Genomic DNA, 22404 nt, shown 5'->3' on the forward strand with positions numbered 1-22404 from the left:
CCGCCAGGGGCCAGGAGCCCAAAAACACGGTGCTAGCTTCAGTTTGAAACGATCCAAAGCAATGGCAGCTACTGCGCTGAGCGGTCAACTTCCCAAGTACATCGGCAGCACGGGTGGCCTGCTGAACGCTGCAGAAACAGAAGAGAAGTACGCCATCACCTGGTCCAGCTCCACTGAGCAGGTTTTTGAGCTGCCCACCGGCGGTGCCGCCCACATGAACGCCGGCGAAAACCTGATGTATTTCGCCCGCAAGGAGCAGTGCCTCGCCCTCGGCACCCAACTACGCACAAAGTTCAAGCCCCGGATTGAGGACTACAAGATTTACCGGATCTTCCCCGGCGGCGACACCGAATTCCTCCATCCGAAGGACGGCGTCTTCCCTGAGAAGGTCAATGAAGGCCGCCCCATGGTGGGCCACAACCCCCGTCGTATTGGCGCCAACCCCAATCCTGCGAACCTCAAGTTCACCGGCAGAAACACCTTCGACGCCTGATCGTCAGGCCTCGCACCAACTAGCACCTATAAAGGCGGGGCCCAAAGCCCCGTTTTTTTTGCCCACCGGTTGCCCGATGTCCAGCTCCGTTGGCCTAGCCAAGCAAGCCTTCCTCGACCAAGTGGCGGCCGGTAAAAGCTTCATCCCCCTGTGGAAATGCTGGCCGGCCGACTTGGAAACACCCCTCAGCACCTGGCTGAAGGTGGGGGCTTCCAGTAGCCATGGGGCCCTGCTGGAATCGGTGGAAGGGGGCGAGCGCATCGGCCGCTGGAGCTTTGTGGTCAGCGATCCCCTCTGGACCCTCAAAAGCCGAGGTGGGGTGAGCGAGCGCCAATGGCGCGATGGCCGCTCTGAGCAGCTCGAGGGCAACCCCTTTGACCTGCTCCAGGAGTGCCTGGCCCCCCTGGCCACCGTGCCGGTGCCGGGCCTGCCGCCCGTGGGCCAGCTGTTTGGCTTTTGGGGCTACGAATTGATCCGCTGGATTGAAACGAGCGTGCCGGTGCACGCCAGCGACGGCGACTCCCCGCCCGACGGCTGCTGGATGCTGGCCGACAGCCTGCTGGTTTTCGACCAGGTCAAACGCCAGATCACGGCGGTTGCCTATGCAGACCTAAGCGGTGGCCAGGATCCAACCACCGCCCATGGCGCGGCGGTAGCCCGCATCGAGGCCCTGGAGCAGCGCATGCACCAACCCCTGTCCACGGGGATTGTTCCGCTCAAATGGCACGACGCCAGCGCCGCCGAGATCGCCAACAACCTAGTAACCAAGAGCAATGTGGGGCAGGAGGCCTTCGAGGCATCCGTGCGCAGTGGAGCCGCACACATCGAAGCTGGTGATGTGTTCCAGCTGGTGCTTAGCCAACGGCTGGAAACCACGATCAACCGCGATCCCTTTGACCTTTACCGCAGCCTGCGGATGGTCAACCCTTCGCCCTACATGGCCTTTTTCAACTTCGGCGGCTGGTATTTGATCGGCTCGAGCCCCGAGGTGATGGTCAAGGCCGAACCGGCCAGCGACGGCACAGGCGCGGTGCACGCTTCCCTTAGGCCCATTGCCGGCACCCGGCCAAGGGGGCAAAACGAGGCAGAAGACCTGCGGCTAGAGGCTGATCTGCTGGCGGATCCAAAGGAATGTGCCGAGCACGTGATGCTGGTGGACCTGGGCCGCAACGACCTGGGCCGCGTCTGCTGCGCGGGCAGCGTCAAAGTGGCTGAATTGATGGTGATCGAGCGCTATTCCCACGTGATGCACATCGTCAGCCAGGTGGAAGGGCTGCTGGCCCAGGGCAAAACTGTCTGGGACCTCCTGATGGCCTCCTTCCCTGCAGGCACCGTCAGCGGAGCACCGAAGATTCGCGCCATGCAACTAATCCACGACCTGGAGCCCGATGCCCGGGGCCCCTATTCCGGGGTCTACGGAGCCGTCGATCTCACCGGCGCCCTCAACACGGCGATCACCATCCGCACGATGGTGGTGCTGCCCAAAGGTGATGGGGAGTGGCGCGTGCAGGTGCAGGCCGGTGCCGGGGTGGTGGCCGATTCCAAGCCAGAGGCCGAATACCAAGAAACCCTCAACAAGGCTCGGGGCATGCTCAAGGCCCTGGCCTGCCTGCAATGAATATGTCCAATGGGCCAGACACTTTTGCCATGGGCACGACCCGTCTGCTGAAGGGCTTCGAGGTGGAGCTCTACACCGGTCGCCCCGATGGCACCGTGGTGGGCTGTGCGGCCGATGCGGCCAGGGAACTGGAGGGTTTCGTCACCGAGCCCGACCAACGCAACCTCGAATACATCACCGCCCCCGACGCCAGCTACACCACCCAAAGGAAGCTGCTGCTGGAGCCCCGCAGGCGCCTGCGCCAGTGGCTTGCCCCCAGGGGCCTAACCCTGCTGCCGGGCAGCACCTTGAGCCTGGGCGACAGCCACCGCTTTGAGCGCTCAGACCCCCTAAACGACTACCACGGCTACATCGAGAGCACCTATGGCACCCGGGTGGTCACCGCCAGCGTGCACATCAACCTGGGGGTCCCATCGATGGACGCCCTGTTTGCGGGCCTGCGCTTGCTGCGCTGTGAGGCGGCCCTGCTGCTTGCCCTAAGTGCCAGCTCCCCCTTCCTCGATGGGGCCCCCACCGGCGCCCATTCCCAGCGCTGGCTGCAATTTCCCCTAACTCCAGCCCAGGTGCCCCTGTTCAAGGACCAGGCCCACTACATCGAATGGATGGATGAACAGCTGGCGGCGGGCACGATGCAAAACGTGCGGCACCTCTGGACCTCCGTGCGGCCCAATGGCGACAACAGGCCCCATGACCTCAACCGCCTGGAGATTCGCATTTGCGATTTGGTCAGTGATCCCGACCTCCTGCTGGCCATCACGGCCTTTATTGAGCTGAGGCTCCAGCAGCTGTGGCAAGAGAGCGGGCGCTGGGATCCGCTCCTGGCCAGCAGCCTGGGCACCAGCGAATTGGCCGCCCTGGCCGATGCCAACGATCAAGCCGCGGCCCGCAGCAGCCTGGATGCCCAGCTGCAGCAGTGGAGCAATGGGGAGCCCATCGCTGCCCGCGACTGGCTGGCTTCCCTGCTGGCCTCAATGGCGCCCCTGGCCGAACAACTGGAGCTCACAGGCCGGCTCAGCCCCCTGCAAAATGTGCTGGAGCAGGGCAACCAGGCCATGCGTTGGCTCAGTCGCCATCAGGCCGGAGAAGGGATCGGCGCAATCTTGGCCAGCGAAGTCCGCTTGATGGACAGCCAGGAGAGGGATCCTTTGGGATGATCAGCTCCACGAGCACTGGCCTTCCGGCCCCCATGCCGCAGAAACTGCCCAACCCAACCCCGCCAGCCAGCGACCCATCCCCCCGGGTGACTCGTCTGCTGGGCGAGCGGCTCGAGCTGGTAGAAGACCTGTGGCAAACCGTGCTGCGCAGTGAATGTCCGCCTGAGCAGGCCGAGCGGCTACTGCGCCTCAAACAACTCAGCGAACCGGCGGAAGCCGCCGATGCGGCCGCGGCCATCGTGCAGCTGATCCGGGAGATGGATCTGGCCGAGGCGATCGCCGCCGCCAGGGCCTTCTCCCTCTACTTCCAGCTGGTCAACATCCTCGAGCAACACATCGAGGAAGACAGCTACCTCGACAGCCTGAAAACTTTGGTCGAGCCCGTTGACACCGATCCTTTTTTGCCGGCCCTGGCCAGCCAGAGCGATCCGGCCACCTTCCGCCAATTGTTTGAACGCCTAAGGGCCCTGAACGTGCCGCCGGCCCAGCTGGAAAACCTGCTGCGCGACCTTGACCTGCGCCTGGTGTTTACGGCCCACCCCACCGAAATCGTGCGCCACACCGTGCGGCACAAGCAAAGGCGGGTGGCAAACCTGATCCAAAAGCTGGAGCAGGACGAACTGCTCAACAGCCTGGAGCGCCGCAGCCTAAGGATGCAGCTGGAGGAGGAGATCCGCCTCTGGTGGCGCACCGATGAGCTGCACCAGTTCAAACCCACCGTGCTCGATGAGGTGGATTACGCCCTGCACTACTTCCAGCAGGTGCTGTTTGATGCGATGCCCCAGCTGCGCCAGCGAATTCGCACGGCCCTGGGCGTCAGCTATCCGGATGTGGAGCCGCCCCGGGATGCCTTCTGCACCTTTGGCTCCTGGGTTGGTTCAGACCGCGATGGCAACCCCTCGGTAACCCCGGAGATCACCTGGCGTACGGCCTGTTATCAGCGGCAGCTGATGCTCGAGCGCTACATCAAATCGGTCGGTGAACTGCGCGACCAACTGAGCATTTCAATGCAGTGGAGCCAGGTGAGCCCGGCCCTGCTCGAATCGCTGGAGATGGACCGGCTGCGCTTTCCGGAGATTTACGAACAGCGCGCCGCCCGCTACCGCCTGGAGCCCTACCGGCTCAAGCTCAGCTACACCCTTGAGCGCCTAAGGCTCACCCACAGCCGCAACCAACACCTCGCCGAGGTGGGTTGGGAATCCCCCTGGGATGGCCAGGGCAACTCCAGCCAGGAGCTGCACTACAGCACCGTTGATGAATTCAGAAGTGATCTGGAGCTAATCCAGGGGAGCCTCGAGGGCACTGGCTTGAGCTGCGAAGCACTGCAGCATCTGATCAGCCAAGCCCAAATCTTTGCCTTCTGCCTGGCGAGCCTGGATATTCGCCAGGAGAGCACCCGCCACAGTGCCGCCCTAGATGAGCTGAGCCGCTACCTCCAACTGGCCGTGCCCTACGGCGAGATGGATGAGCAGCAGCGGGTTACCTGGCTGCTCTCTGAGCTGCAAACCCGCCGCCCCCTGATACCGGTGGCAGCCAGCTGGAGCGAAGCCACCGCAGAAACGATTGCCGTGTTCCGAATGCTGCAACGGCTGCAGCAGGAGTTTGGCCAGCGCATCTGCCGCACCTACGTGATCTCGATGAGTCACACGGTCTCCGACCTCCTGGAGGTGCTGCTGCTGGCCAAGGAGGCCGGCCTGGTGGATCCGATGGCCCAAATGGCCACCCTGCTGGTGGTCCCCCTTTTTGAAACGGTGGAAGACCTCCAGGGGGCGCCCGAGGTGATGGAGCAGCTATTCAGCCAGCCCTTCTACCGCCGCTTACTTACCAGCAACGAGGCCAACCAGCCCCTGCAGGAAGTGATGTTGGGCTACTCCGACAGCAACAAGGATTCCGGCTTCCTTTCCAGCAACTGGGAAATCCACAAGGCCCAGATCGCCCTGCAGGCCATCGCCATCGGCAATGGGGTGGCCCTGCGGATCTTCCACGGCCGGGGGGGCTCGGTGGGACGCGGCGGCGGCCCTGCCTACCAGGCAATTCTGGCCCAACCCGGCGGCACCCTGGGCGGCCGGATCAAGATCACCGAACAGGGGGAGGTGCTCGCCTCCAAGTACTCCCTGCCGGAGCTGGCCCTCTACAACCTGGAAACGGTCACCACCGCCGTGCTGCAAAACAGCTTGGTGAGTGCACCGGTCGATGCAAACCCCAGCTGGAACTCCCTGATGGGCCGCCTGGCCGCCCGCTCCCGCGACCACTACCGCGCCCTGGTCCACGACAATCCAGACCTGGTGGCCTTCTTTCAGCAGGTCACCCCGATAGAAGAGATCAGCAAACTGCAGATTTCCAGCCGGCCGGCCCGCCGTAAGGGGGGAGCCAAGGATCTCTCGAGCCTGCGGGCCATCCCCTGGGTATTCGGCTGGACCCAGAGCCGTTTCCTGTTGCCCAGCTGGTTTGGGGTGGGGGCCGCCCTGCAGGACGAGCTGGAGCAGGACGCCCAACAGCTGGAGCTATTGCGGCTGCTCTACCAGCGCTGGCCCTTCTTCCGGATGCTGATTTCCAAGGTGGAAATGACCCTGTCCAAGGTCGACATCGACCTGGCCCACCACTACGTACAAGCCCTGGGTCGCCCCGAAAACAAAGAGGCCTTCGAGCAAATCTTCGAGACCATCGCCACTGAATTTGCCCTAACCCGCGACCTGGTGTTGCAGATTTCCGGCCACACCCGCCTGCTCGATGGGGATCCCGCCCTGCAGCTCTCCGTGGACCTGCGCAACCGCACGATCATTCCCCTGGGCTTTTTGCAGGTGGCCCTGCTGCGGCGCCTCCGCGATCAAAACCGCCAGCCCCCGATGAGTGAGGCGATTGGCAGCAGCGAAGACGGCCGCACCTACAGCCGCAGCGAGTTGCTGCGCGGTGCCCTGCTCACCATCAATGGCATTGCCGCTGGCATGCGCAATACCGGCTAGGCGAGGTGCTTCCCTTTCGCAGCCAGCCAGCGCCCCCCTCCCTGCCGGAGGGCTACAGCCTGGTATCCGATCCCTACCCCGATGCCGACGCCCTCAATGGCCTGCTGGTTGGCTGTGGCGACAGGCCCCGGGAAGCCCAGCGCTGGCAGCGGGTGCTCGAGCACAGCATCTGGCATCTCGGCATCTATCGACCCGGCGGCCAGTTGGTGGGCTTTGTGCGGGCCACCAGCGACCTGGCCCTAAACGCCAACCTCTGGGACCTCTGCTGCGATCAGGCTGAAGCCGACCAGGCCGGCCTCCTGGCCGTTCTTGTCTATGCGGCCCTGGGCAAGCTGCGGCGGGAACTCTCGGGCTGCAGCATCTCCCTTTCAGCGCCCCCAGCGGCGGTAAAGCCCCTGGAGCACTTTGGTTTTGTGGTGGATCCAAGTGGCATTAGGGCCATGGGGCTTGCCATAAAAAAAACTCCCCCCGCTGATGCAGAGGGAGCAAAACGAGCATGGAGAGACTCGAACTCCCGACCCTCAGAACCGGAATCTGATGCTCTATCCAACTGAGCTACATGCCCATGCGCTTCTAGGCTTTAGGGCAAGCCTTGAACTGGCAAGCCATAAGCGTTGAGGCCAACCAGGGCCAGGCCCCGATGGCCCTACCTTAACCGCTCATCGCATCAGCCCTATCCGCTTGCACCACCTGGAGCTGCGGCACTTCCGCAACCTGCAGCCCCTGAAGCTGGAGCTGGATGCCCCGCGCCTATTGGTGATTGGCTCCAATGGGGAAGGCAAATCCAACCTGCTGGAGGCGGTGGAATTGTTGGGCAGCCTGCGCTCCCACCGCACCAGCTCCGATCGCGACCTAATCGCCCATGGCGAGCCCAGCAGCCGCCTGGCTGCGCTGACCAGCTCAGGCGACAGCTTGCAACTGGATTTACGGCGCAGTGGCGGCCGCAGCGCAAACCGCAATGGCAAGCAGCTCGATCGCCAACTGGACCTCCTTGGATCGCTGCGCTGCGTGGGCTTTAGCGCCCTCGACCTCGACCTGGTACGGGGCGAGCCCGCTGGGCGGCGCCAATGGCTAGATCGGGTGGTGCTGCAGCTGGAGCCGGTCTATGGCGAGCTGTTGAGCCGCTACGGCCGGCTGCTGAGGCAACGCAGCCAATTGCTGCGCCGCGGCCTGGGCGGCAGTGAAGTCGCGGCCCTGCTCGATGCCTTTGATCTGCAGATGGCCCTGGTCGGCACCCGCCTGCACCGGCGCAGGGCTAGGGCCCTGCGCCGGCTGGAACCCCTGGCCGCCGCCTGGCAGCAGCGGCTAAGCGGCGGCCGCGAGCAACTGCGGCTGGAATATCAAAGCGGCACCTTGCTAACGGGCGATGACGGCGAGGAAGGGCCCTGGCGTGAGGCCCTGGCGGCCCAAATGGCCGCCCAACGCCCCGAGGAATTGCGGCTGGGTCAATGCGCGGTTGGCCCCCACCGCGATGAGGTTGGCCTGCTGCTCAGCGAACAGACCGCCCGCCGCTACGGCTCGGCTGGCCAGCAACGCACCCTGGTCCTGGCCCTGAAATTGGCCGAGCTGGAACTGGTGCAAGAGGTGCTGGGCGAGCCCCCATTGCTGCTGCTCGATGACGTCCTGGGAGAACTCGATCCGGATCGCCAACAACTGCTGCTGGAGGCGGTGGGGGAGGGCCACCAATGCCTGGTTAGTGCCACCCATCTCGGCGCCTTTGAGGGGGGCTGGCAAGCCCAGAGTCAGGTGATCAAAATGCGCGCCGGCTGCCTGGAGATCGGCACTTAAGGTGGCCGGCTTGTCAGCTCGGATTCGATGACCCAGAGCCTGCCCTGCCTCCACCCCAACCCGGGATGGACCGGTGCTGCCTCCATGGCCCCTGCCGATTCTTCCCTTTCCGACACGGTTGGAAAACACTGCATTCTCGAGCTCTACAACTGCGATAGCGCCAAGCTCGACGACGAAGCCTTTCTCAGGACAGCGATCACCACGGCAGCCAAGCAGGCTGGTGCGACGCTCCTAAATCTGATCACCCACCGGTTTGATCCCCAGGGTGTGACGGGTTTGGCCCTGCTGGCCGAATCCCACATCTCGATTCACACCTGGCCCGAATCGGGCTACGCGGCGGTTGATGTGTTCACCTGCGGTGACCACACCATGCCGGAAAAAGCCTGCCAGGTGTTGGCCGAAGAACTGGAATCGGGCCGCCACAAGCTGACCAGTTTCCGCCGGGAAACCCCCGGCTGCATCGCCGGCGCCGAAAGGGATCCAGCCAAAACCGCCAACCCCCTCTAGGCCGATTGGGGGCCAGGGCCAGATGGGGGGCCAGGGCCAGATGGGGGGCCAAAACCGGCCAGATCCCGGTTGAGCTTGCCGCTCACCAGGCCCTCCAGGTCCAGGGCAACGGCGCTGAAGCCGAGTTGGCGAAACTTTGTCACCAGCTCCTGGCGCGCCCCCGGTTCGGCCCAGCCCAGCAGCGCGGCATCCAAACAGGCCTCCGGCAATTCGATTCTTGCCGTGCTCCCCTGGCTGCGCACCCGCAGTTGGGGCCAACCCCGCTGGAGCAGCCAAGCCTCAGCCGCCGCCACCCGCTCCAACCTTTGGGCCGTGATCGGCTCGCCGTAGGGAAAGCGTGAGGCCAGGCAGGGCTGGGCGGGCTTGTCCCACCAAGGCAGGCCCAGGGCCTTGGAAATCTGGCGCACAGAAGCCTTATCAATGCCCGCCTCTGCCAAGGGGGAGAACACCCCCTGCTCCCTTGCGGCCCGAATGCCGGGTCGATGGTCGCCCAGATCATCCAGGTTCACCCCATCCAGCACCCTGGCCCCAGACGCCGCTGCCGCGATGGGGGCCAGCTGCAGATGCAGGGTCTGCTTGCAGGCGTAGCAACGCTCCTCGGGGTTGCTGGCATAGGCGGGATCGGCCAATTCAGCGGTGGCAATTTCCCGGTGGGCGATCCCCAGCCAGGCCGCCTGTTGGCTTGCCTCCCGGCGCAGGTGGGGCGCCAGGGCTGGAGATACGCCGGTAATTGCCACGGCGCGGCTGCCCAACTGCTCCAGGGCAATGGCCGCCACCAGGGAGCTATCCACCCCGCCGGAATAGGCCACCACCACGGAGCCCTCAGCAGCCACCAGCCCGCGGAGCTGGGCAAGGGCCGCCGCCGTGGGCTCCGGCAGGGTTTCAAGCAGGGTGAAGGGCTGGCTCAAGGGCCTGGCAATCGCCGGTAGCATCCAGTCTCACCCCAGCGCCCCCATGGCCCCCAGCAGCACCCAAACGCCGCAAAGGGGCACCGGCAAGGGGATCGGCATCCGCACCGCCGCCGGCAGCGATGAAAGGGCCCATGGCCAGCTGCATGTCTACGACGGTGATGGCAAGGGCAAAAGCCAGGCTGCCCTTGGCGTGGTGCTGCGCACCATTGGCCTGGGCATCTGCGAGCAGAAACGCACCAGGGTGCTGCTGCTGCGCTTCCTCAAGGGCCCCGGCCGCGCCTACGACGAAGACGCCGCCATCGAGGCCCTCCAGCAGGGTTTCCCCCACCTAATCGACCAAGTCCGCACGGGCCGTGGTGATTTTTTTACGGCCGAGGAGGCCACAAAATTTGATCGCCAAGAGGCCCAGCGCGGCTGGGATATCGCCAAGGGCGCCATCGCCAGCGACCTCTATTCCGTGGTGGTGCTCGACGAGCTCAACCCCGTGCTCGACCTGGGCCTATTGGATGCCGCCGAGGTGGCCAAAACCCTGGCCTCTAAACCTGCGGGGATGGAGGTGATCTGCACCGGCAGGGGCGCTCCGCGCGAGCTGGTCCAACTGGCGGATTTGCACTCGGAGATGCGGGCCCATCAACAGGCCGATCCAGGCATCACCGGCATCGAGATCTACACCGGTGAAGGTAAGGGCAAATCCACCAGTGCCCTGGGCAAGGGGCTCCAGGCCATTGGTCGGGGCATCAGCCAGGACAAAAGCCACCGGGTGCTGATCCTCCAGTGGCTAAAGGGGGGTTCTGGTTACACGGAAGATGCCGCCATTGCGGCCCTGCGCGAGAGCTATCCCCACCTGGTGGATCACCTGCGCTCTGGCCGCGATGCCATCGTCTGGCGGGGCCAGCAGCAACCGATCGACTACGTGGAAGCGGAGCGGGCCTGGGAGATAGCCAGGGCCGCCATCGCCAGCGGCCTTTACAAGACCGTGATCCTCGATGAGATCAACCCCACGGTGGACCTCGAACTGCTGCCGGTGGAACCGATTGTGCAAACCCTGCTGCGCAAACCGGCCGAAACGGAGGTGATCCTCACCGGCCGCTGCAAGAACCGCCTGGCCTACTTCGAATTGGCGAGCGTCTTTTCAGAAATGGTCTGCCACAAGCACTATGCCGAGAGGGGCATAGACCTCAAGCGCGGCGTGGATTACTAACCAGTGGTGGATTCCCAGCGGAGCCCTGCTGCTCAATAGCGGGGGACGCTCGAATCGACCTGCTGGCTCCAGGCGTCGATACCGCCCTCCACATTGATCCCTTCGATGCCATGGCGCTTCAAGGCAATTAGGGCCTTGGCGCTGCGGCCACCCAGCTTGCAGTGGGCATAGAGCTGTTTGCCCTCCACCAGCTGTCTGATGCGCTCCACGGCCGTGCCGTTTTCAATCAGATCCAGGGGAAACAAGCTGGCCCCAGGGATCACCCCAATTTCCGCCTCCGGTGGATTGCGCACGTCGATCAGCACCAGGCCGCTGCTGTCGCCATCGAGCAGGGTTTTCAGCTCCGTAACCGAAATGCTTTCCACGGCTCCCGCCTCCTCCTGGCCTGGAGCGCTGCCGCCCACTCCACAAAACTCCTGGTAATCCACCAGCCTGTCGATCACCGGCCGCTCGGGGTTAGGGCGCAGCTTTAACTCCCTGAACTTCATCCCCAATGCATCGAACAGCAGCAGCCGGCCGCTGAGGGTGGTGCCGATGCCCGTGATGATCTTCAAGGCCTCGGTGGCCTGGATCACGCCGATGATCCCCGGCAATACCCCCACCACGCCGCCCTCTGCGCAGGAGGGCACCATCCCAGGCGGTGGCGGCTCGGGAAATAGATCGCGGTAATTGGGGCTCTCCGCATCCAGGTTGAACACCGTGGCCTGGCCCTCAAAGCGGAAGATCGAACCGTACACATTCGGCTTGCCCAGCAGCACACAGGCGTCGTTCACCAGGTAGCGGGTGGGGAAGTTGTCGGTGCCGTCGCAGACGATGTCGTATGGGCGAATTATTTCTAGGGCGTTGTCGCTGGTGAGGGCGGTTTCGTAGAGATCCACTTGGCAGTGGGGGTTGATCTCCAGGATCCGGGCCTTGGCCGATTCGATCTTGGGCTTGCCCACCCAGCTGGTGCCGTGGATCACCTGGCGCTGCAGGTTGGAGTGGTCGACCACATCGAAATCGACAATCCCGATCCGGCCCACTCCCGCCGCGGCCAAATAGAGAAGCAATGGTGAGCCCAACCCGCCCGTGCCCACGCAGAGCACGGCGGAGGCCTTAAGGCGCTTTTGGCCCTCCATTCCCACCTCGGGAAGGATCAGGTGCCGGGCAAAGCGAGCCACCTCATCGGGGCTGAGCTGAACGCCGCTGGTGTCGGGAGGAAGCATGGCTAGAGGATCAGCTCCCCATTCTCCATGGCAGGTGCTGGGGCTTAACACCATTGTCCTCAATCCACCAGCAGCGCAATACCGGCGGACCACCCCCTGCAGCCAGCCCCTGAATCACCATCAACACTGGTGCCACCGCCAGTTCCAGGTCGGTGGCCGATGGATCAGGGCCAGCCTGGGGATGGCTGTGGGCAAATCCCAATACCGCCTGTTTGTGCAGCCGTGCCCATTTTTGAGCCAGCAATTGTTCGCACGGATCCACCGCGAACCTGCGGCCCCGTTCAGCCGCCTCTGGCCAACGGTTACAACAGGGCCAAATCGACCGCAGCACAAGGGCATCGCCCTGTCTTTGCCCCAGCAATAGGGCGCAGCCCTCCTGGGGGTTTGCCGCAGCCAGGATCCGCTCGAGCACCCCAACCAGACGGAGATCCGCCATAACCAGAGCTGGCGTTTGGGGGTGCATACCGATACCTTATGAAGCAATATCCTTTCCCTGTGCGAACTTCGGTCCATGAGTGACTTCCCTACCGACGTGCAGGAGCAGGGCACCGAAGCCAACAGCAACCTTTTTGGTGAAGGCGACGCTGGCACCTCCTTTACAGAGAAATACAGCGATGTGCTGGGCAAAGTCAACGATGCCCTCGACCAGGTCGACTGGAATCAAATGGGTCGGATTGGCAAAGCCACCGGCGTCATCGTGGCCGTTTGTGTGGTGCAGATCCTGATCAAGGGTGTGCTCGACACGATCAATTTGATGCCGATTCTGCCCGGCCTACTAGAACTTCTGGGCCTGGTAATCGTGGGTCAGTGGAGCTGGAAAAACCTCACCACCAGCCAGAAACGTGATGCCGTGGTGGCCAATCTCCAAAACCTGCGCAAGGAGTATCTGGGCTAGGCCCCCAGCTGGGATTTAGGCAAAACCCCAGCTCTCCAACAGAGTGTCGATGCTGGCCTGGGCCTGGCCCCAGTAGCCCCCTCCAAAAAGGTTGGCGTGGTTCAACAGGTGGTACAGGTTGTAGAGCTCAATGCGAGCTCCTGCTCCGGCTTCTAGGGGCCAAACCTCCCCGTAACCAGAGAAAAACGCCGGCGAAAAGCCCCCAAACAATTTGGCCATGGCCAGGTCCACCTCCCGGTCGCCCCAATAGACCGCAGGGTCAAACAGCGCCGCTTCTCCGTTTTGCAGCAAGGCCCCGTTACCGCTCCAGAGATCCCCATGCACCAGGGCGGGCAGCACCGCATGCTGCAGCCGTAGGGGCAACTGCTCCAGGAGTTGCTCTGAACCCCTGGGGCGATGGCCCTGGCGGGCCGCCCAGTCCAGTTGGGGGGCAAGGCGACATTCGCTAAAAAACACCCCCCAATCGGAGCGCCATTCGTTGGACTGGGGTGCCGCGCCGATGAAGTTGGCGGAGGGCCAGCCAAAGCGCTCTTGGGCTGCGCTACTGGCCAGGTGCAACTCGGCTAGGGCCGCCCCAAAGGCCCGCCAGCCCAGGCTGTTTTCCCCTGGCCTGGCGCTTTGTAAATCGAGCCAAGGCAGCAGCAGTAAAGCCCGATCCCCCGCAGCGCCGAGATCAGCTACACCCATCGCCAAGGGCTGGGGCACCCGGATCGGCGGCTGCGCCCACCGGGCCAAAGCCTGCAGCCCGGCAGCCTCGGCCTCCAGCAAAGGCAGGGCGGTGGGGTCGTTGCTCTTCAGGAAAAAGCGGCGGCCATCGCCCAGCTGCAAACGCCAGGCCCTGTGGATGCTGCCGCCACCCACCCGGGCTATGGCTGCCAACTCCAGGGGGCCTGGGGCCGCCAGCTGCTGGCCAAGCCACTGGGCCAATTCAGGCTTGGGTAAAAGCGCCAACCACGCGCCCGGTATCTAGCTGCCAGCATGCCGCCTGAGCTTTAAACCTGCCGCCATGGAGCACCGGGTTGACGTGGCCGTCGTTGGGGCAGGCATCGCCGGGCTGACGGCAGCAGCCCTTTTGGCCCGGGCTGGCCTCAAGGTGGAATTACTAGAAGCCCACAGCCAATCCGGTGGCTGCGCAGGTACCTTCCGCCGCGGGCCATACACCTTCGACGTCGGAGCAACCCAGGTGGCCGGCCTCGAAGCCGGGGGTATCCACAGCCGCCTATTTGCCCACTTGGGGGTACCTGCCCCAGAAGCCACCCCCCTTGACCCTGGCTGTGTGGTGGATCTGGGGGATGGCAGCGCGCCGATCCACCTCTGGCGCGATCCAGAGCGCTGGCGCCTGGAGCGGCAGCGCCAATTTCCCGGCAGCGAGCGCTTTTGGCAGCTCTGCGCCGCAATCCATCGGGCCAACTGGCACTTTGCCGCCAAGGATCCAGTCCTGCCGGCGCGGAACTGGTGGGATTGGGGCCAACTGCTGGGTTCCCTGGGCCCCGGCAACCTGGCCAGCGGCCTCCTGACCGGCGCCACCATCGCCAACCTGCAGGACCTCTGCGGCTGCGGCCAGGACCAGCGGCTACGCCGCTTTTTGGACCTACAGCTCAAGCTCTATTCCCAGGAGCCGGCTGATCGCACGGCGGCCCTGTACGGGGCCACGGTTTTGGCCATGGCCCAGGCGCCTTTGGGCCTATTTCACCTCCAGGGCTCCATGCAGAGCCTCTGCGATGCCCTCGAAAGCGCCTTAGCAAGCGGCAGCGGTGGAGGCGGCGGCGGCGTCCTAAGGCTGCGCCATCAAGTTGGGCAGCTGGAGGCCGCCAACGCAGGCCAGGGCTGGCGGGTGCGGGGAAAAGTTCTTGCTGGCAAAGGTTTGGCTAACGGCAAAGCAACCAAGACCAACTTGGAAAGCTTTGAGCTGGAGGCGGCCGATGTGGTGATTGCCATCCCGCCCCAGGCCCTACCACCCCTGCTCGGTGACGGCTTGAAGGCCAACTACAAGCAATGCCTCGAAGGGCTGGGGGAGCCCTCGGGTGCCCTGGTGCTCTATGGCGCCGTGGATCGATCGGCCCTGCCGCCGGATTGCGCCAGCCATCTCCAGCTGGCCTGGGAGGAGCCAGGTTCGCTGTTTGTCTCCATTAGCCAGGAGGGCGATGGGCGGGCTCCTGCGGGCCAGGCCACGGTGATTGCCAGTGTCTTTACCCCAGCCAAGCAATGGTTTGGCCTTGAGCCCCAGGCCTATGCCGCCAAAAAAGCGGCGGCCCAATTGGGCATCAACCGCGGCCTCTCGGCCCTATTGCAGCTGGAGCCTGGCGACTGGCGCCACCAGGAACTGGCCACCCCCAGGGGCTTTGCCGGTTGGACCGGCAGGCCCTGGGGCTATGTGGGGGGATTGGGGCAGCACCCGAGTCGGTTTGGGCCCTTTGGCCTGCCCAGCCGCACGCCCCTGCCGGGCCTATGGCTCTGCGGTGATGCCATCTACCCCGGAGAGGGCACCGCCGGGGTGAGCATGTCGGCCCTAACCGCCTGCCGCCAGCTGCTCCAGACCCGGGGCATCGGCCTGGCGCTGGAGCGTTAGTCGGGCGCTGGAGCGTTAGGGCTGGCAGCCACAAATTGCGGCCGCAGGGCCTGGGCCTGGGCGAGGGTCGCCTGCAGATCCTGCCAATGGCCCTCCTGCAGTTGCTGCTCCAGGGCCTCGATCCCCTCGCGATAACGGCCCAAGGCGGTGAGCAGGGCCGCCCGGTTGGTGCGCGCCATCAGGCTGCCCAGCTCAGGGTTGCCCCCACCCACCCGGGTCGTGTCGGCAAAGCCCGTGGAGGCAAGCGCTCGCACCAAAGCAGGCAATTCAATGCCGCCCTCCTGGGCTGCCCCATCGGCCACCTGCAACAGGGCCGCACCGGCCAAAACGGGCAGATGGGAGATGAGGGCCACAGCTTGGTCGTGCAGGCGGGGATCGCAGGTAAGCCACTGGGCCCCGAGGGCCAATGCCAAATCACGCACGGCAGCGAGGGCCTCCGGGTCCGTGGAGAAATTGGGGGTGGCCACCCAAGGTCGACCGGCAAACAACCCGGGCAACCCCGCTTCCACCCCCGCCTCGGCGGTACCCGCCATCGGATGGCTGGCCACAAAGCGATCCACCAGCCTTTGCCAACGCTCCAAAACGGAGCCCTTCACCGAACCCACATCCGTAACCACGGCGGCCTGGGGAATGGCCGCCAACCATTCGGGCGCCGGATCCAGCAAACGGTCTAAAGGCACGGCCAAAATCACCAGGCCGCAGCCCTCCAAGACCGCCGGATCGGTGCTGACCGTGCCGGCCAAGCCCCTGGCCAAAGCCCTTTGGGCAGTGACTGGGCGATGCACCAGGGCCCGCACCTCTGCGCCGAGGCGACCCAGATCAAGCCCAATGGAACCGCCGATCAGGCCCATGCCGACGATGCCAACGGGCTGGCTACGCCATAGGGGGGAGGGGGCGTCTGTCATCCCTGCTGCAGTGCGATGACGCCAGCTTCCTACGCTTTTGGTCCGATGGCCGATCGCGGATGCTCGAAGCCCGCGCCCACCACCAACTCAAGGCCCTGCTGCAAAGGGAGGGAGCCCATGGCTGGCCCCACCACCTGAGCATGGGCCGGCTGGTAGCCCGTAGCCTGCGAAGGCAGGACCACACCCTGCTGCGCCTGGCCCCTGGCAGCGAAGAGAACTGGTGGATCAGCCTGCTGGTGCCCCTGGCCCTGGCCGAAGAACGGCTGGCCTTGGTGCTCAGTGAGTCAGCCCGCCAGCGTCTCCAACAGGTGGAGTTGCCCCGGCTGGCGGCAGCCGACGCCTGCCTCGCCCTGCCCTGGTTTGAAGGGCCCACAGCACCTAGGGAGGCGCGGGTTTGGGTACTTAGCCACCGCCAACTGGTTGAGGCCTGGCAAGCCGGACTCCTGGACAACCGCCAACTGGTGATCCCCGAAGCAGAAAAACTGGACAACCAGCTGCGCCAAGCCCTTGCGGTGGTTATCCAGCCGGGGCACTGGGACCAACTGCGGCGCGCCCAGCCCAGGGCGGAAGCGGGCGTACTGGCCCTCCATGAACGGCTCAGCCGCCAACTGCTCGCCCAGCCGCGCAATCCCCAAAAGCAGGTAGCCATAGCCCCCGAAGACGAAGCCCCACTGCGCCACCTGCTCCAGGTGCTTGGCCCCTTGCCCCAGCCATGGCCGGCCTGGCTAGCTGCCGCGGGCCAGGGCTGGACCAGCTGGGCCCAGGTGGATCCCAACCAGCTGCAATGGGAGCTACATCGCCAGCCCCTGGAGCCGGAAAATGCCTTGCCAGGGATCCTGGAGGCACGGGGCTGCATCCTGCTCGGCCAGGGCCTGGGCCCAGAACAAGGGGGCGCCCAACAGCTGGGCCTGGAGCCAAATGTGGTGGTCGACCTTGGAGATCCGCCGCTGGCGGACCCACTGCCCCTGTTTGCGCCCCTGCGCCAACCCCTGCCAAACAGCCCTCACTACGGCGAACACCTTCTCGACCAATGCCGGCGGCTAGTGCTGGGCCAAAAGCAATTGAGCGTGGTGCTGCTCGACGACCAGGCCCTCAGACTCCAGCTCACCAGCGGCCTGGCCGCGGAATTTGGCAGTCGGGTTAGCCACCAGAGCACGGCCCCCGATAGCAATGGGGTGATCTGCGCCAGCTGGGGTTGGTGGATCGAACACCAGGCGCGCCTGCCCCTGCCCGGCCAGCTGGTCGCCGCCCTGCTGCCCCTGGCCAGCCTGGAAGATCCCCTCACCGCCGCCAGGGTTGGGGCGCTGCGCCAGGAGGGCCGCGACTGGTTCCGCGAACGGCTCCTTCCCGACGCCCTAATCCAAATCCAATTGGCCAGCGCCGGTGTAAGGCGCAACGGCGGCCGCCTGGCCGTGCTCGACGGGCGCCTACGGGGCCGCAGTTGGGGACAAAACGTTTTTAGGTGCCTGGAGCCCTGGGTGGCCTTAAGCCGGTTGCTGCCTCATTAGCCTGGACCTATCAGTAAGTCCCTAACCCAGTTCCGATGGGGGAAGCCAAGCGTCGCAGCAGCCAGGGGCTGCCACCGAAATCGCCCAAACGCAACCAGCCGGACACCTCGCCGCGCCTGGTGGAGTGGTTTCCCCTGACCCGTAACCAGGCGGATCAATTCGTGAAGGTGAGCACCAAGGGTGCCTGGGTTGGCATAGCGGCCCTGGTGTTGTTTTGGGTGATCGTGCGCTTCATCGGGCCGGCAGCTGGCTGGTGGTCGCTAGCCGACGGCTAAGGGCCACACCATCAAGGGGAAAATGGTTAGTCGCATCGACGACAACCGCAAATCTGAAGAAAACCCTAAAATCAATCCATCTGAGCGGATGGCCCATGTTCCCCCGGCTGGCTGAGCAATACCGATCTGTGGTTCAAGACCTGGTGATGAGCCTCCAGGCCCTGGCGATCAGCCTGCAGGATCGGGAAATCGCCGCCAGCTGCTACATCTGCGGCGATGGCCTTGACGGCAAAGGAGCCTCCTTTGTGGCCAACCTCGGCGAAAATCACATGGTGCGCTTTTTGGTTTCCGATTTCGGCATTAGCTGGGTCGAATCCCGCAATGGCCTCGAGCTGGTGAAGCTAGAAGGGGCAGAGGCCATCCAGGAACTGCAGCGGATAGCCCAGGCACTGCAACACCCAGCCAAGACCAGCAAGACACAAAAAGGCGCCGTCACCGGCGCCTAATCGTTCAGATTCAGCCCGCCACTGGCAGCTCCTCTAGGGCCTCCATGGGTGTTGCGGCGGCAGCCTTAGCGGCAGCAGCTAAGGGCTTCATTGAATTGGCACTGACCTCGGAGCCCTCGGTGAGCTTCTTCCGGGTCAGCTGCTCAATCACCTCCTTTTGCCCAGGGTTTTGCTCCAACCAGGTGATGGTGTTGTCGCGGCCCTGACCAATGTTGTCGCCGTCGTAGCTGTACCAGGCGCCCTTGCGGGTCACCACGCCGGTCTCCTCAGCCAAGTCGAGGAGGCAACCCAGGATGCTGATGCCGCGGCCAAACAGGATGTCGAACTCGGCAATGCGGAATGGGGGCGCCACCTTGTTTTTGGCCACCTTGACCTTGGCGCGGATGCCGTATTCCTCGGTGCCACGCTTGAGGGTCTGAATGCGCCGAATATCCAGACGTACAGACGCATAGAACTTCAGGGCGTTACCGCCGGTGGTGGTCTCGGGGTTGCCGTAGGTAACTCCGATCTTTTGACGCAACTGGTTCAGGAAGATCACGGTGCAACCCGATTTGCCGATGTTGCCGGTGATCTTGCGCATGGCCTGGCTCATGAGCCGGGCCTGGGCCCCCACGGCCAAATCCCCCATCTCACCCTCAATCTCAGCCCGGGGGGTGAGGGCCGCCACGGAGTCGACCACCACGATGTCTACGGCCGCAGAACGCACCAGCTGGTCGACGATCTCTAGGGCCATCTCACCGGTATCCGGCTGGGAAACCAACAGGTTTTCAATGTCCACACCGAGGGCGGCGGCATAGACCGGATCCAGGGCATGTTCCGCGTCCACAAAGGCCGCCACCCCGCCACGCTTTTGCACTTCGGCAATGGCGTGCAGGGTGAGGGTTGTTTTGCCAGAGCTCTCGGGCCCATAGACCTCCACCACCCGGCCCTTCGGATAGCCGCCACCGAGGGCCAGATCCAGGGTCAGGGCACCAGTGGAGAAGGTCTCCACCCGCATGCGGGAGGCATCCCCGAGGCGCATGATCGAGCCCTTGCCGAAGTTGCGCTCGATGTGGTTCAGCACAAGGCCTAGGGCCTTGTCCCGCTCTGCCGCAGCGCGGGAATCTGCTGCTGCAGAACGGGAATCTGCTGCGCTGGAAGCTCCCCCAGATGCGGGCGAAGCGCCTTGGGCGGCCTTGGAATCAACGGGCATGGCAATCAAACAGAAAGATGGAACAGGCCGCAGGTATCGCGCAGTAGCCGTGCAAGACCAGCCCGAGGGGGCCATCCTGCGACCTCTAAGCAGCAAGTGCCACCTGAGGGGGCCGGCGTATCAATTGCGCATAGTACGCACGTACTCTAACTGATTAGGGCCATTGCGCCAGGGGGGCTGCAAAAATCTCCGGCTCCAACCAATGGATCCCGTCGGGCAATTGCTGGTGATCCCCGGGAGCTAGATAACCCCAACTGACCAAAAAACAACGCACGGCCGCAAGCTCGGCCTGGGAGCGCACCAGCTCGAGGGTCGGTCGGCGGTCTTCGACAAACCAAATCGGCCGGTATTCGCTGGCCAGCAACTGGGCCAACACCTCACACTTACTGCCCTGTTCGTGGCCAAATAGGGCCCACGGCTCAAGCCCGGCAGCCTGCAGGATTTGGCGGGCAAACTCGCCGCCCTTGGTGGTGAGCACAGCCCAGGGCGAGCCTGCGCAAGCCAATTGCTGGAGCCGCTCCAGCACACCCGGATAGAAGTGATGTAGGCGCAGCCAGCCAGGTAAATCCTTGCCAATTGCCTCCGAGCGCACCCGCTCGAGGGCCCCCTGGAGCTGGTCGGGGCTGAGGCCCCAGCGGAGCAAAGCCTGCTCCAGCTGAGCTTGATAGGAGGCCACCAGGGCCGCCAACTCCAGATCGGGGCGGCCCAATTCCGCCGCCATCAGCACCATCTCCCACCCCTTGTGGATCTGGGGTCGCAGCTTGGCAAAACCTGCCGGTGCCTGCTCCGGTAGGGAAAGGTCCGGCACTAGGGCCATGGCAGCCCTACGGGCCGACCACCAGTACTCGGCCATGCCATCCACCAGCACGCCGTCGAAATCAAAGACCAGCAGGGGAACCGATTGCTCAGTCATTGATTGCTCAGGCACTGATGAGTCAGGCACCGATGGAGGCTCCTGAAACACTTAAAAGGCCCGTAAAAACTGGGTCGCTAGGATTCGAACCTAGGAATGTCGGGACCAAAACCCGATGCCTTACCGCTTGGCGACGACCCAAAGCCCCGGCAACTACCGGTGCCTAGATAGTTACCCATAGCGCCCGGTCGTTCGTCAACCGAGACCCGCCACGACGGACCCCAATGCCCGCCACTTCAGGCTGGAAATACCCGCAGTCGCTGGGCCTGGCCCCGGCCAAGCACGGCCGTGCGCAGCTGGTAGTGGCCGGCAAATTCGGCCTGCAACTGGCGCACCCTGGCGCTGCGGGGCAATAGGTCCACCGGCTGGCCCTGGGGCAAAACCACCTCCTCAACCGCCAGGCGACATTCCTCCAGCCCCCCCAGGTCGTCGTCGAAATCGGGTCCTAGGGAATCGGCAAGGGCCTCGGAGGCCGGAATTGCCTGGTTGGCCAGCAGCCGCTCCAAGCCCCGCTGAATTTGGGGCAGGGCAGAACTTTTGATAACCAAAATCGGAATTCCCAACTCCTGGGCCTGGCGACGTACGTGGGGATCTCGACCCAGCTGCTGGCGCACGCTCAACACCACGTCCGCCAGCTCCACGCTGCCTGCGGGCTCAACCGGCATTTGCCGTCCACGCACCACCTGCTCCAGCTCACGCCTACTGATCCCAGCCCCGTAGACCCGCAACAGCGGCCGAACTGGCGGGATAAGCCGCAATGGGGAAACTGGCCGCAGGGTTGGGCCTGGCCGCAGGGTTGGGCCTGGCCGCAAGTTTGGACCTGGCCTAAGCGCTAGGGGGGCCGGCAAAACAGGCTCCTGCACTTGCATTTGGCCATCGGCGCCCAGCTCCCGCACCTGGGGCCTGGCCAGCTGCCCCCGCAACAGCAGGTCAACGGTGCCGGCTACCTCCTGGTGAACCAACCAGCGCTGGCGGCTGTGCATCTCCACCGCCAAGGGGAAGGTGGGGTCGGCCGCCCTCTCCAAGACTGTCTTCTGGCTACGGCGCCGGCGGGCTTCCTCATCGCCCAAGGTGACCGTCTGGATACCGCCGATCAAGTCCGCAAGGGTCGGATTTTTAATCAGGTTTGCCAACTCGTTGCCATGGGCGGTGGCCACCAACATCACCCCCCGCTCCGCAATCGTGCGAGCTGCCTGGGCCTCCAACTCGGTGCCGATTTCATCGATAACGATGACCTCAGGCATGTGGTTTTCCACGGCCTCAATCATCACCTGGTGCTGCAGCTCAGGCCTGGCCACCTGCATGCGGCGGGCCCGACCAATGCCGGGGTGGGGGATGTCGCCATCGCCGGCGATTTCATTACTGGTGTCAATCACCACCACTCGGCGGCCAAAGTCGTCCGCCAAAACCCGGGCGATTTCCCTAAGGGCCGTGGTTTTGCCCACCCCGGGCCGCCCCATCAACAGCAGGGATTGGCCCGAATCGAGCAGATCACGCACCATCGCCACGGTGCCAAACACAGCACGACCCACCCGGCAGGTGAGTCCCACGACGGTTCCGCTGCGGTTGCGAATGGCGCTGATGCGGTGCAGGGTGCGCTCAATGCCAGAGCGGTTATCTCCGCCAAAGCTGCCGAGTTGATCAACCACCAACGCCAGATCAGCCCGGCTCACCGCTTCCGTGCCTAGGTCCCGCACCCGATCTGGATAGCGGGCCTCCGGCACCCGACCCAAATCCATCACCACCTCAATCAGTTGATCGCGGGCCTGGGCAGACGCCAGGGCCCTCCTGATCGCTAGGGGCAACACCGTGAGCAGGCGATCGAGATCGTCCGTAATCTGCTGGTGGGTGATCGGTTGGG

At 64.3% G+C, this 22404-nt stretch carries 20 protein-coding genes and 2 tRNA genes; 12 read left to right on the plus strand and 10 right to left on the minus strand.

Annotation, left to right across the window (positions count from 1 at the left end; translation table 11 throughout):
* Window positions 1-61 precede the first annotated feature (61 nt).
* From KBY49_RS10555 to ppc, 4 genes are all read left to right on the plus strand, one after another.
* Entirely contained in the window at window positions 62-493 is a 432-nt protein-coding gene (locus KBY49_RS10555; protein ID WP_254934783.1) for a photosystem I reaction center subunit II PsaD, read from the plus strand.
* Window positions 494-569: 76 nt separating this feature from the next.
* Window positions 570-2111 (plus strand): anthranilate synthase component I family protein, encoded by a 1542-nt coding sequence (locus tag KBY49_RS10560; RefSeq protein ID WP_254934784.1) that lies wholly within the window; start codon window positions 570-572, stop codon window positions 2109-2111.
* Between the two features lie 29 nt (window positions 2112-2140).
* A complete protein-coding gene (gene gshA, locus KBY49_RS10565; protein WP_254934785.1) occupies window positions 2141-3265 on the plus strand; it encodes a glutamate--cysteine ligase in 1125 nt (374 codons plus the stop codon).
* A gap of 32 nt (window positions 3266-3297) precedes the next feature.
* Window positions 3298-6228 (plus strand): phosphoenolpyruvate carboxylase, encoded by a 2931-nt coding sequence (gene ppc, locus KBY49_RS10570; RefSeq protein ID WP_254934786.1) that lies wholly within the window; start codon window positions 3298-3300, stop codon window positions 6226-6228.
* Window positions 6229-6719: 491 nt separating this feature from the next.
* On the opposite strand, the gene KBY49_RS10580 is transcribed toward ppc, so the two are convergent.
* Window positions 6720-6793, minus strand: a tRNA-Arg gene (locus KBY49_RS10580).
* A gap of 110 nt (window positions 6794-6903) precedes the next feature.
* Between KBY49_RS10580 and recF the strand changes: the two genes are divergently transcribed.
* Both recF and speD read left to right on the plus strand, forming a co-directional pair.
* On the plus strand, window positions 6904-8016 hold the full coding sequence (recF, locus tag KBY49_RS10585) for a DNA replication/repair protein RecF (protein ID WP_254934871.1): 1113 nt from the start codon (window positions 6904-6906) through the stop codon (window positions 8014-8016).
* A 27-nt stretch (window positions 8017-8043) separates the two neighbouring features.
* Window positions 8044-8523 carry an adenosylmethionine decarboxylase gene (gene speD, locus KBY49_RS10590; RefSeq protein WP_254934787.1) on the plus strand — a complete coding sequence of 160 codons (480 nt, stop codon included), beginning with the start codon at window positions 8044-8046 and terminating at the stop codon, window positions 8521-8523.
* Here speD and larE read toward each other — a convergent pair.
* Complete coding sequence (gene larE / locus KBY49_RS10595) at window positions 8520-9431, minus strand: ATP-dependent sacrificial sulfur transferase LarE (RefSeq protein ID WP_396099853.1); 912 nt, start codon at window positions 9429-9431, stop codon at window positions 8520-8522. The two genes, speD and larE, sit on opposite strands and share 4 nt — an antisense overlap.
* A 46-nt stretch (window positions 9432-9477) precedes the next feature.
* Here larE and KBY49_RS10600 point away from each other — a divergent pair, with 46 nt between their 5' ends.
* Entirely contained in the window at window positions 9478-10635 is a 1158-nt protein-coding gene (locus tag KBY49_RS10600; protein WP_254934789.1) for a cob(I)yrinic acid a,c-diamide adenosyltransferase, read from the plus strand.
* 32 nt (window positions 10636-10667) lie between these two features.
* Here the strand turns inward: KBY49_RS10600 and moeB are convergent, their stop codons facing one another.
* A complete protein-coding gene (moeB, locus tag KBY49_RS10605) occupies window positions 10668-11840 on the minus strand; it encodes a molybdopterin-synthase adenylyltransferase MoeB (RefSeq protein WP_254934790.1) in 1173 nt (390 codons plus the stop codon).
* A gap of 10 nt (window positions 11841-11850) precedes the next feature.
* Window positions 11851-12276: a M67 family metallopeptidase gene (locus KBY49_RS10610; RefSeq protein WP_254934791.1), complete on the minus strand. Its 426-nt coding sequence runs from the start codon at window positions 12274-12276 to the stop codon at window positions 11851-11853.
* 75 nt (window positions 12277-12351) lie between these two features.
* Here KBY49_RS10610 and KBY49_RS10615 point away from each other — a divergent pair, with 75 nt between their 5' ends.
* Window positions 12352-12735, plus strand: a complete 384-nt coding sequence (locus KBY49_RS10615) for a CAAD domain-containing protein (RefSeq protein ID WP_254934792.1) — start codon at window positions 12352-12354, stop codon at window positions 12733-12735.
* A 15-nt stretch (window positions 12736-12750) separates the two neighbouring features.
* Here the strand turns inward: KBY49_RS10615 and KBY49_RS10620 are convergent, their stop codons facing one another.
* On the minus strand, window positions 12751-13686 hold the full coding sequence (locus KBY49_RS10620; protein WP_254934793.1) for a fructosamine kinase family protein: 936 nt from the start codon (window positions 13684-13686) through the stop codon (window positions 12751-12753).
* A 55-nt stretch (window positions 13687-13741) separates the two neighbouring features.
* Between KBY49_RS10620 and crtD the strand changes: the two genes are divergently transcribed.
* Window positions 13742-15304 carry a C-3',4' desaturase CrtD gene (gene crtD, locus KBY49_RS10625; protein ID WP_254934794.1) on the plus strand — a complete coding sequence of 521 codons (1563 nt, stop codon included), beginning with the start codon at window positions 13742-13744 and terminating at the stop codon, window positions 15302-15304.
* On the opposite strand, the gene KBY49_RS10630 is transcribed toward crtD, so the two are convergent.
* Complete coding sequence (locus KBY49_RS10630) at window positions 15301-16209, minus strand: prephenate/arogenate dehydrogenase (RefSeq protein ID WP_254934795.1); 909 nt, start codon at window positions 16207-16209, stop codon at window positions 15301-15303. The two genes, crtD and KBY49_RS10630, sit on opposite strands and share 4 nt — an antisense overlap.
* Before the next feature lie 59 nt (window positions 16210-16268).
* Here KBY49_RS10630 and KBY49_RS10635 point away from each other — a divergent pair, with 59 nt between their 5' ends.
* From KBY49_RS10635 to KBY49_RS10645, 3 genes are all read left to right on the plus strand, one after another.
* A complete protein-coding gene (locus KBY49_RS10635) occupies window positions 16269-17717 on the plus strand; it encodes a helicase (protein WP_254934796.1) in 1449 nt (482 codons plus the stop codon).
* Window positions 17718-17752: 35 nt separating this feature from the next.
* A complete protein-coding gene (locus tag KBY49_RS10640) occupies window positions 17753-17992 on the plus strand; it encodes a DUF2839 domain-containing protein (protein WP_254934797.1) in 240 nt (79 codons plus the stop codon).
* Between the two features lie 95 nt (window positions 17993-18087).
* Complete coding sequence (locus tag KBY49_RS10645) at window positions 18088-18438, plus strand: DUF1815 family protein (RefSeq protein WP_254934798.1); 351 nt, start codon at window positions 18088-18090, stop codon at window positions 18436-18438.
* Between the two features lie 10 nt (window positions 18439-18448).
* On the opposite strand, the gene recA is transcribed toward KBY49_RS10645, so the two are convergent.
* The 4 genes from recA to KBY49_RS10665 all read right to left on the minus strand — a co-directional run bounded on the left by recA (window position 18449) and on the right by KBY49_RS10665 (window position 22396).
* Window positions 18449-19630, minus strand: coding sequence for a recombinase RecA (gene recA / locus KBY49_RS10650; protein ID WP_254934799.1), 1182 nt, complete (start codon window positions 19628-19630; stop codon window positions 18449-18451).
* 154 nt (window positions 19631-19784) lie between these two features.
* A complete protein-coding gene (locus tag KBY49_RS10655; protein WP_254934800.1) occupies window positions 19785-20543 on the minus strand; it encodes an HAD family hydrolase in 759 nt (252 codons plus the stop codon).
* 69 nt (window positions 20544-20612) lie between these two features.
* Window positions 20613-20684: transfer RNA gene (locus KBY49_RS10660), tRNA-Gln, on the minus strand.
* Between the two features lie 95 nt (window positions 20685-20779).
* Window positions 20780-22396 carry an AAA family ATPase gene (locus tag KBY49_RS10665; protein ID WP_254934872.1) on the minus strand — a complete coding sequence of 539 codons (1617 nt, stop codon included), beginning with the start codon at window positions 22394-22396 and terminating at the stop codon, window positions 20780-20782.
* Between the last annotated feature and the right edge of the window lie 8 nt (window positions 22397-22404).

The sequence above is a fragment of the Cyanobium sp. WAJ14-Wanaka genome (genome assembly GCF_024345375.1).
GTDB lineage: Bacteria > Cyanobacteriota > Cyanobacteriia > PCC-6307 > Cyanobiaceae > Cyanobium_A.

Coding starts and splice junctions, on each gene's coding strand:
- KBY49_RS10600 (WP_254934789.1), top strand. CDS start 9,478: ATGGCCCCCAGCAGCACCCAAACGCCGCAAAGGGGCACCGGCAAGGGG.
- crtD (WP_254934794.1), top strand. CDS start 13,742: ATGGAGCACCGGGTTGACGTGGCCGTCGTTGGGGCAGGCATCGCCGGG.
- KBY49_RS10635 (WP_254934796.1), top strand. CDS start 16,269: ATGCTCGAAGCCCGCGCCCACCACCAACTCAAGGCCCTGCTGCAAAGG.
- KBY49_RS10645 (WP_254934798.1), top strand. CDS start 18,088: ATGTTCCCCCGGCTGGCTGAGCAATACCGATCTGTGGTTCAAGACCTG.
- KBY49_RS10610 (WP_254934791.1), bottom strand. CDS start 12,276: ATGGCGGATCTCCGTCTGGTTGGGGTGCTCGAGCGGATCCTGGCTGCG.
- KBY49_RS10640 (WP_254934797.1), top strand. CDS start 17,753: ATGGGGGAAGCCAAGCGTCGCAGCAGCCAGGGGCTGCCACCGAAATCG.
- KBY49_RS10615 (WP_254934792.1), top strand. CDS start 12,352: ATGAGTGACTTCCCTACCGACGTGCAGGAGCAGGGCACCGAAGCCAAC.
- recA (WP_254934799.1), bottom strand. CDS start 19,630: ATGCCCGTTGATTCCAAGGCCGCCCAAGGCGCTTCGCCCGCATCTGGG.
- KBY49_RS10560 (WP_254934784.1), top strand. CDS start 570: ATGTCCAGCTCCGTTGGCCTAGCCAAGCAAGCCTTCCTCGACCAAGTG.
- speD (WP_254934787.1), top strand. CDS start 8,044: ATGACCCAGAGCCTGCCCTGCCTCCACCCCAACCCGGGATGGACCGGT.
- ppc (WP_254934786.1), top strand. CDS start 3,298: ATGCCGCAGAAACTGCCCAACCCAACCCCGCCAGCCAGCGACCCATCC.
- KBY49_RS10655 (WP_254934800.1), bottom strand. CDS start 20,543: ATGACTGAGCAATCGGTTCCCCTGCTGGTCTTTGATTTCGACGGCGTG.
- KBY49_RS10630 (WP_254934795.1), bottom strand. CDS start 16,209: ATGACAGACGCCCCCTCCCCCCTATGGCGTAGCCAGCCCGTTGGCATC.
- KBY49_RS10555 (WP_254934783.1), top strand. CDS start 62: ATGGCAGCTACTGCGCTGAGCGGTCAACTTCCCAAGTACATCGGCAGC.
- moeB (WP_254934790.1), bottom strand. CDS start 11,840: ATGCTTCCTCCCGACACCAGCGGCGTTCAGCTCAGCCCCGATGAGGTG.
- gshA (WP_254934785.1), top strand. CDS start 2,141: ATGGGCACGACCCGTCTGCTGAAGGGCTTCGAGGTGGAGCTCTACACC.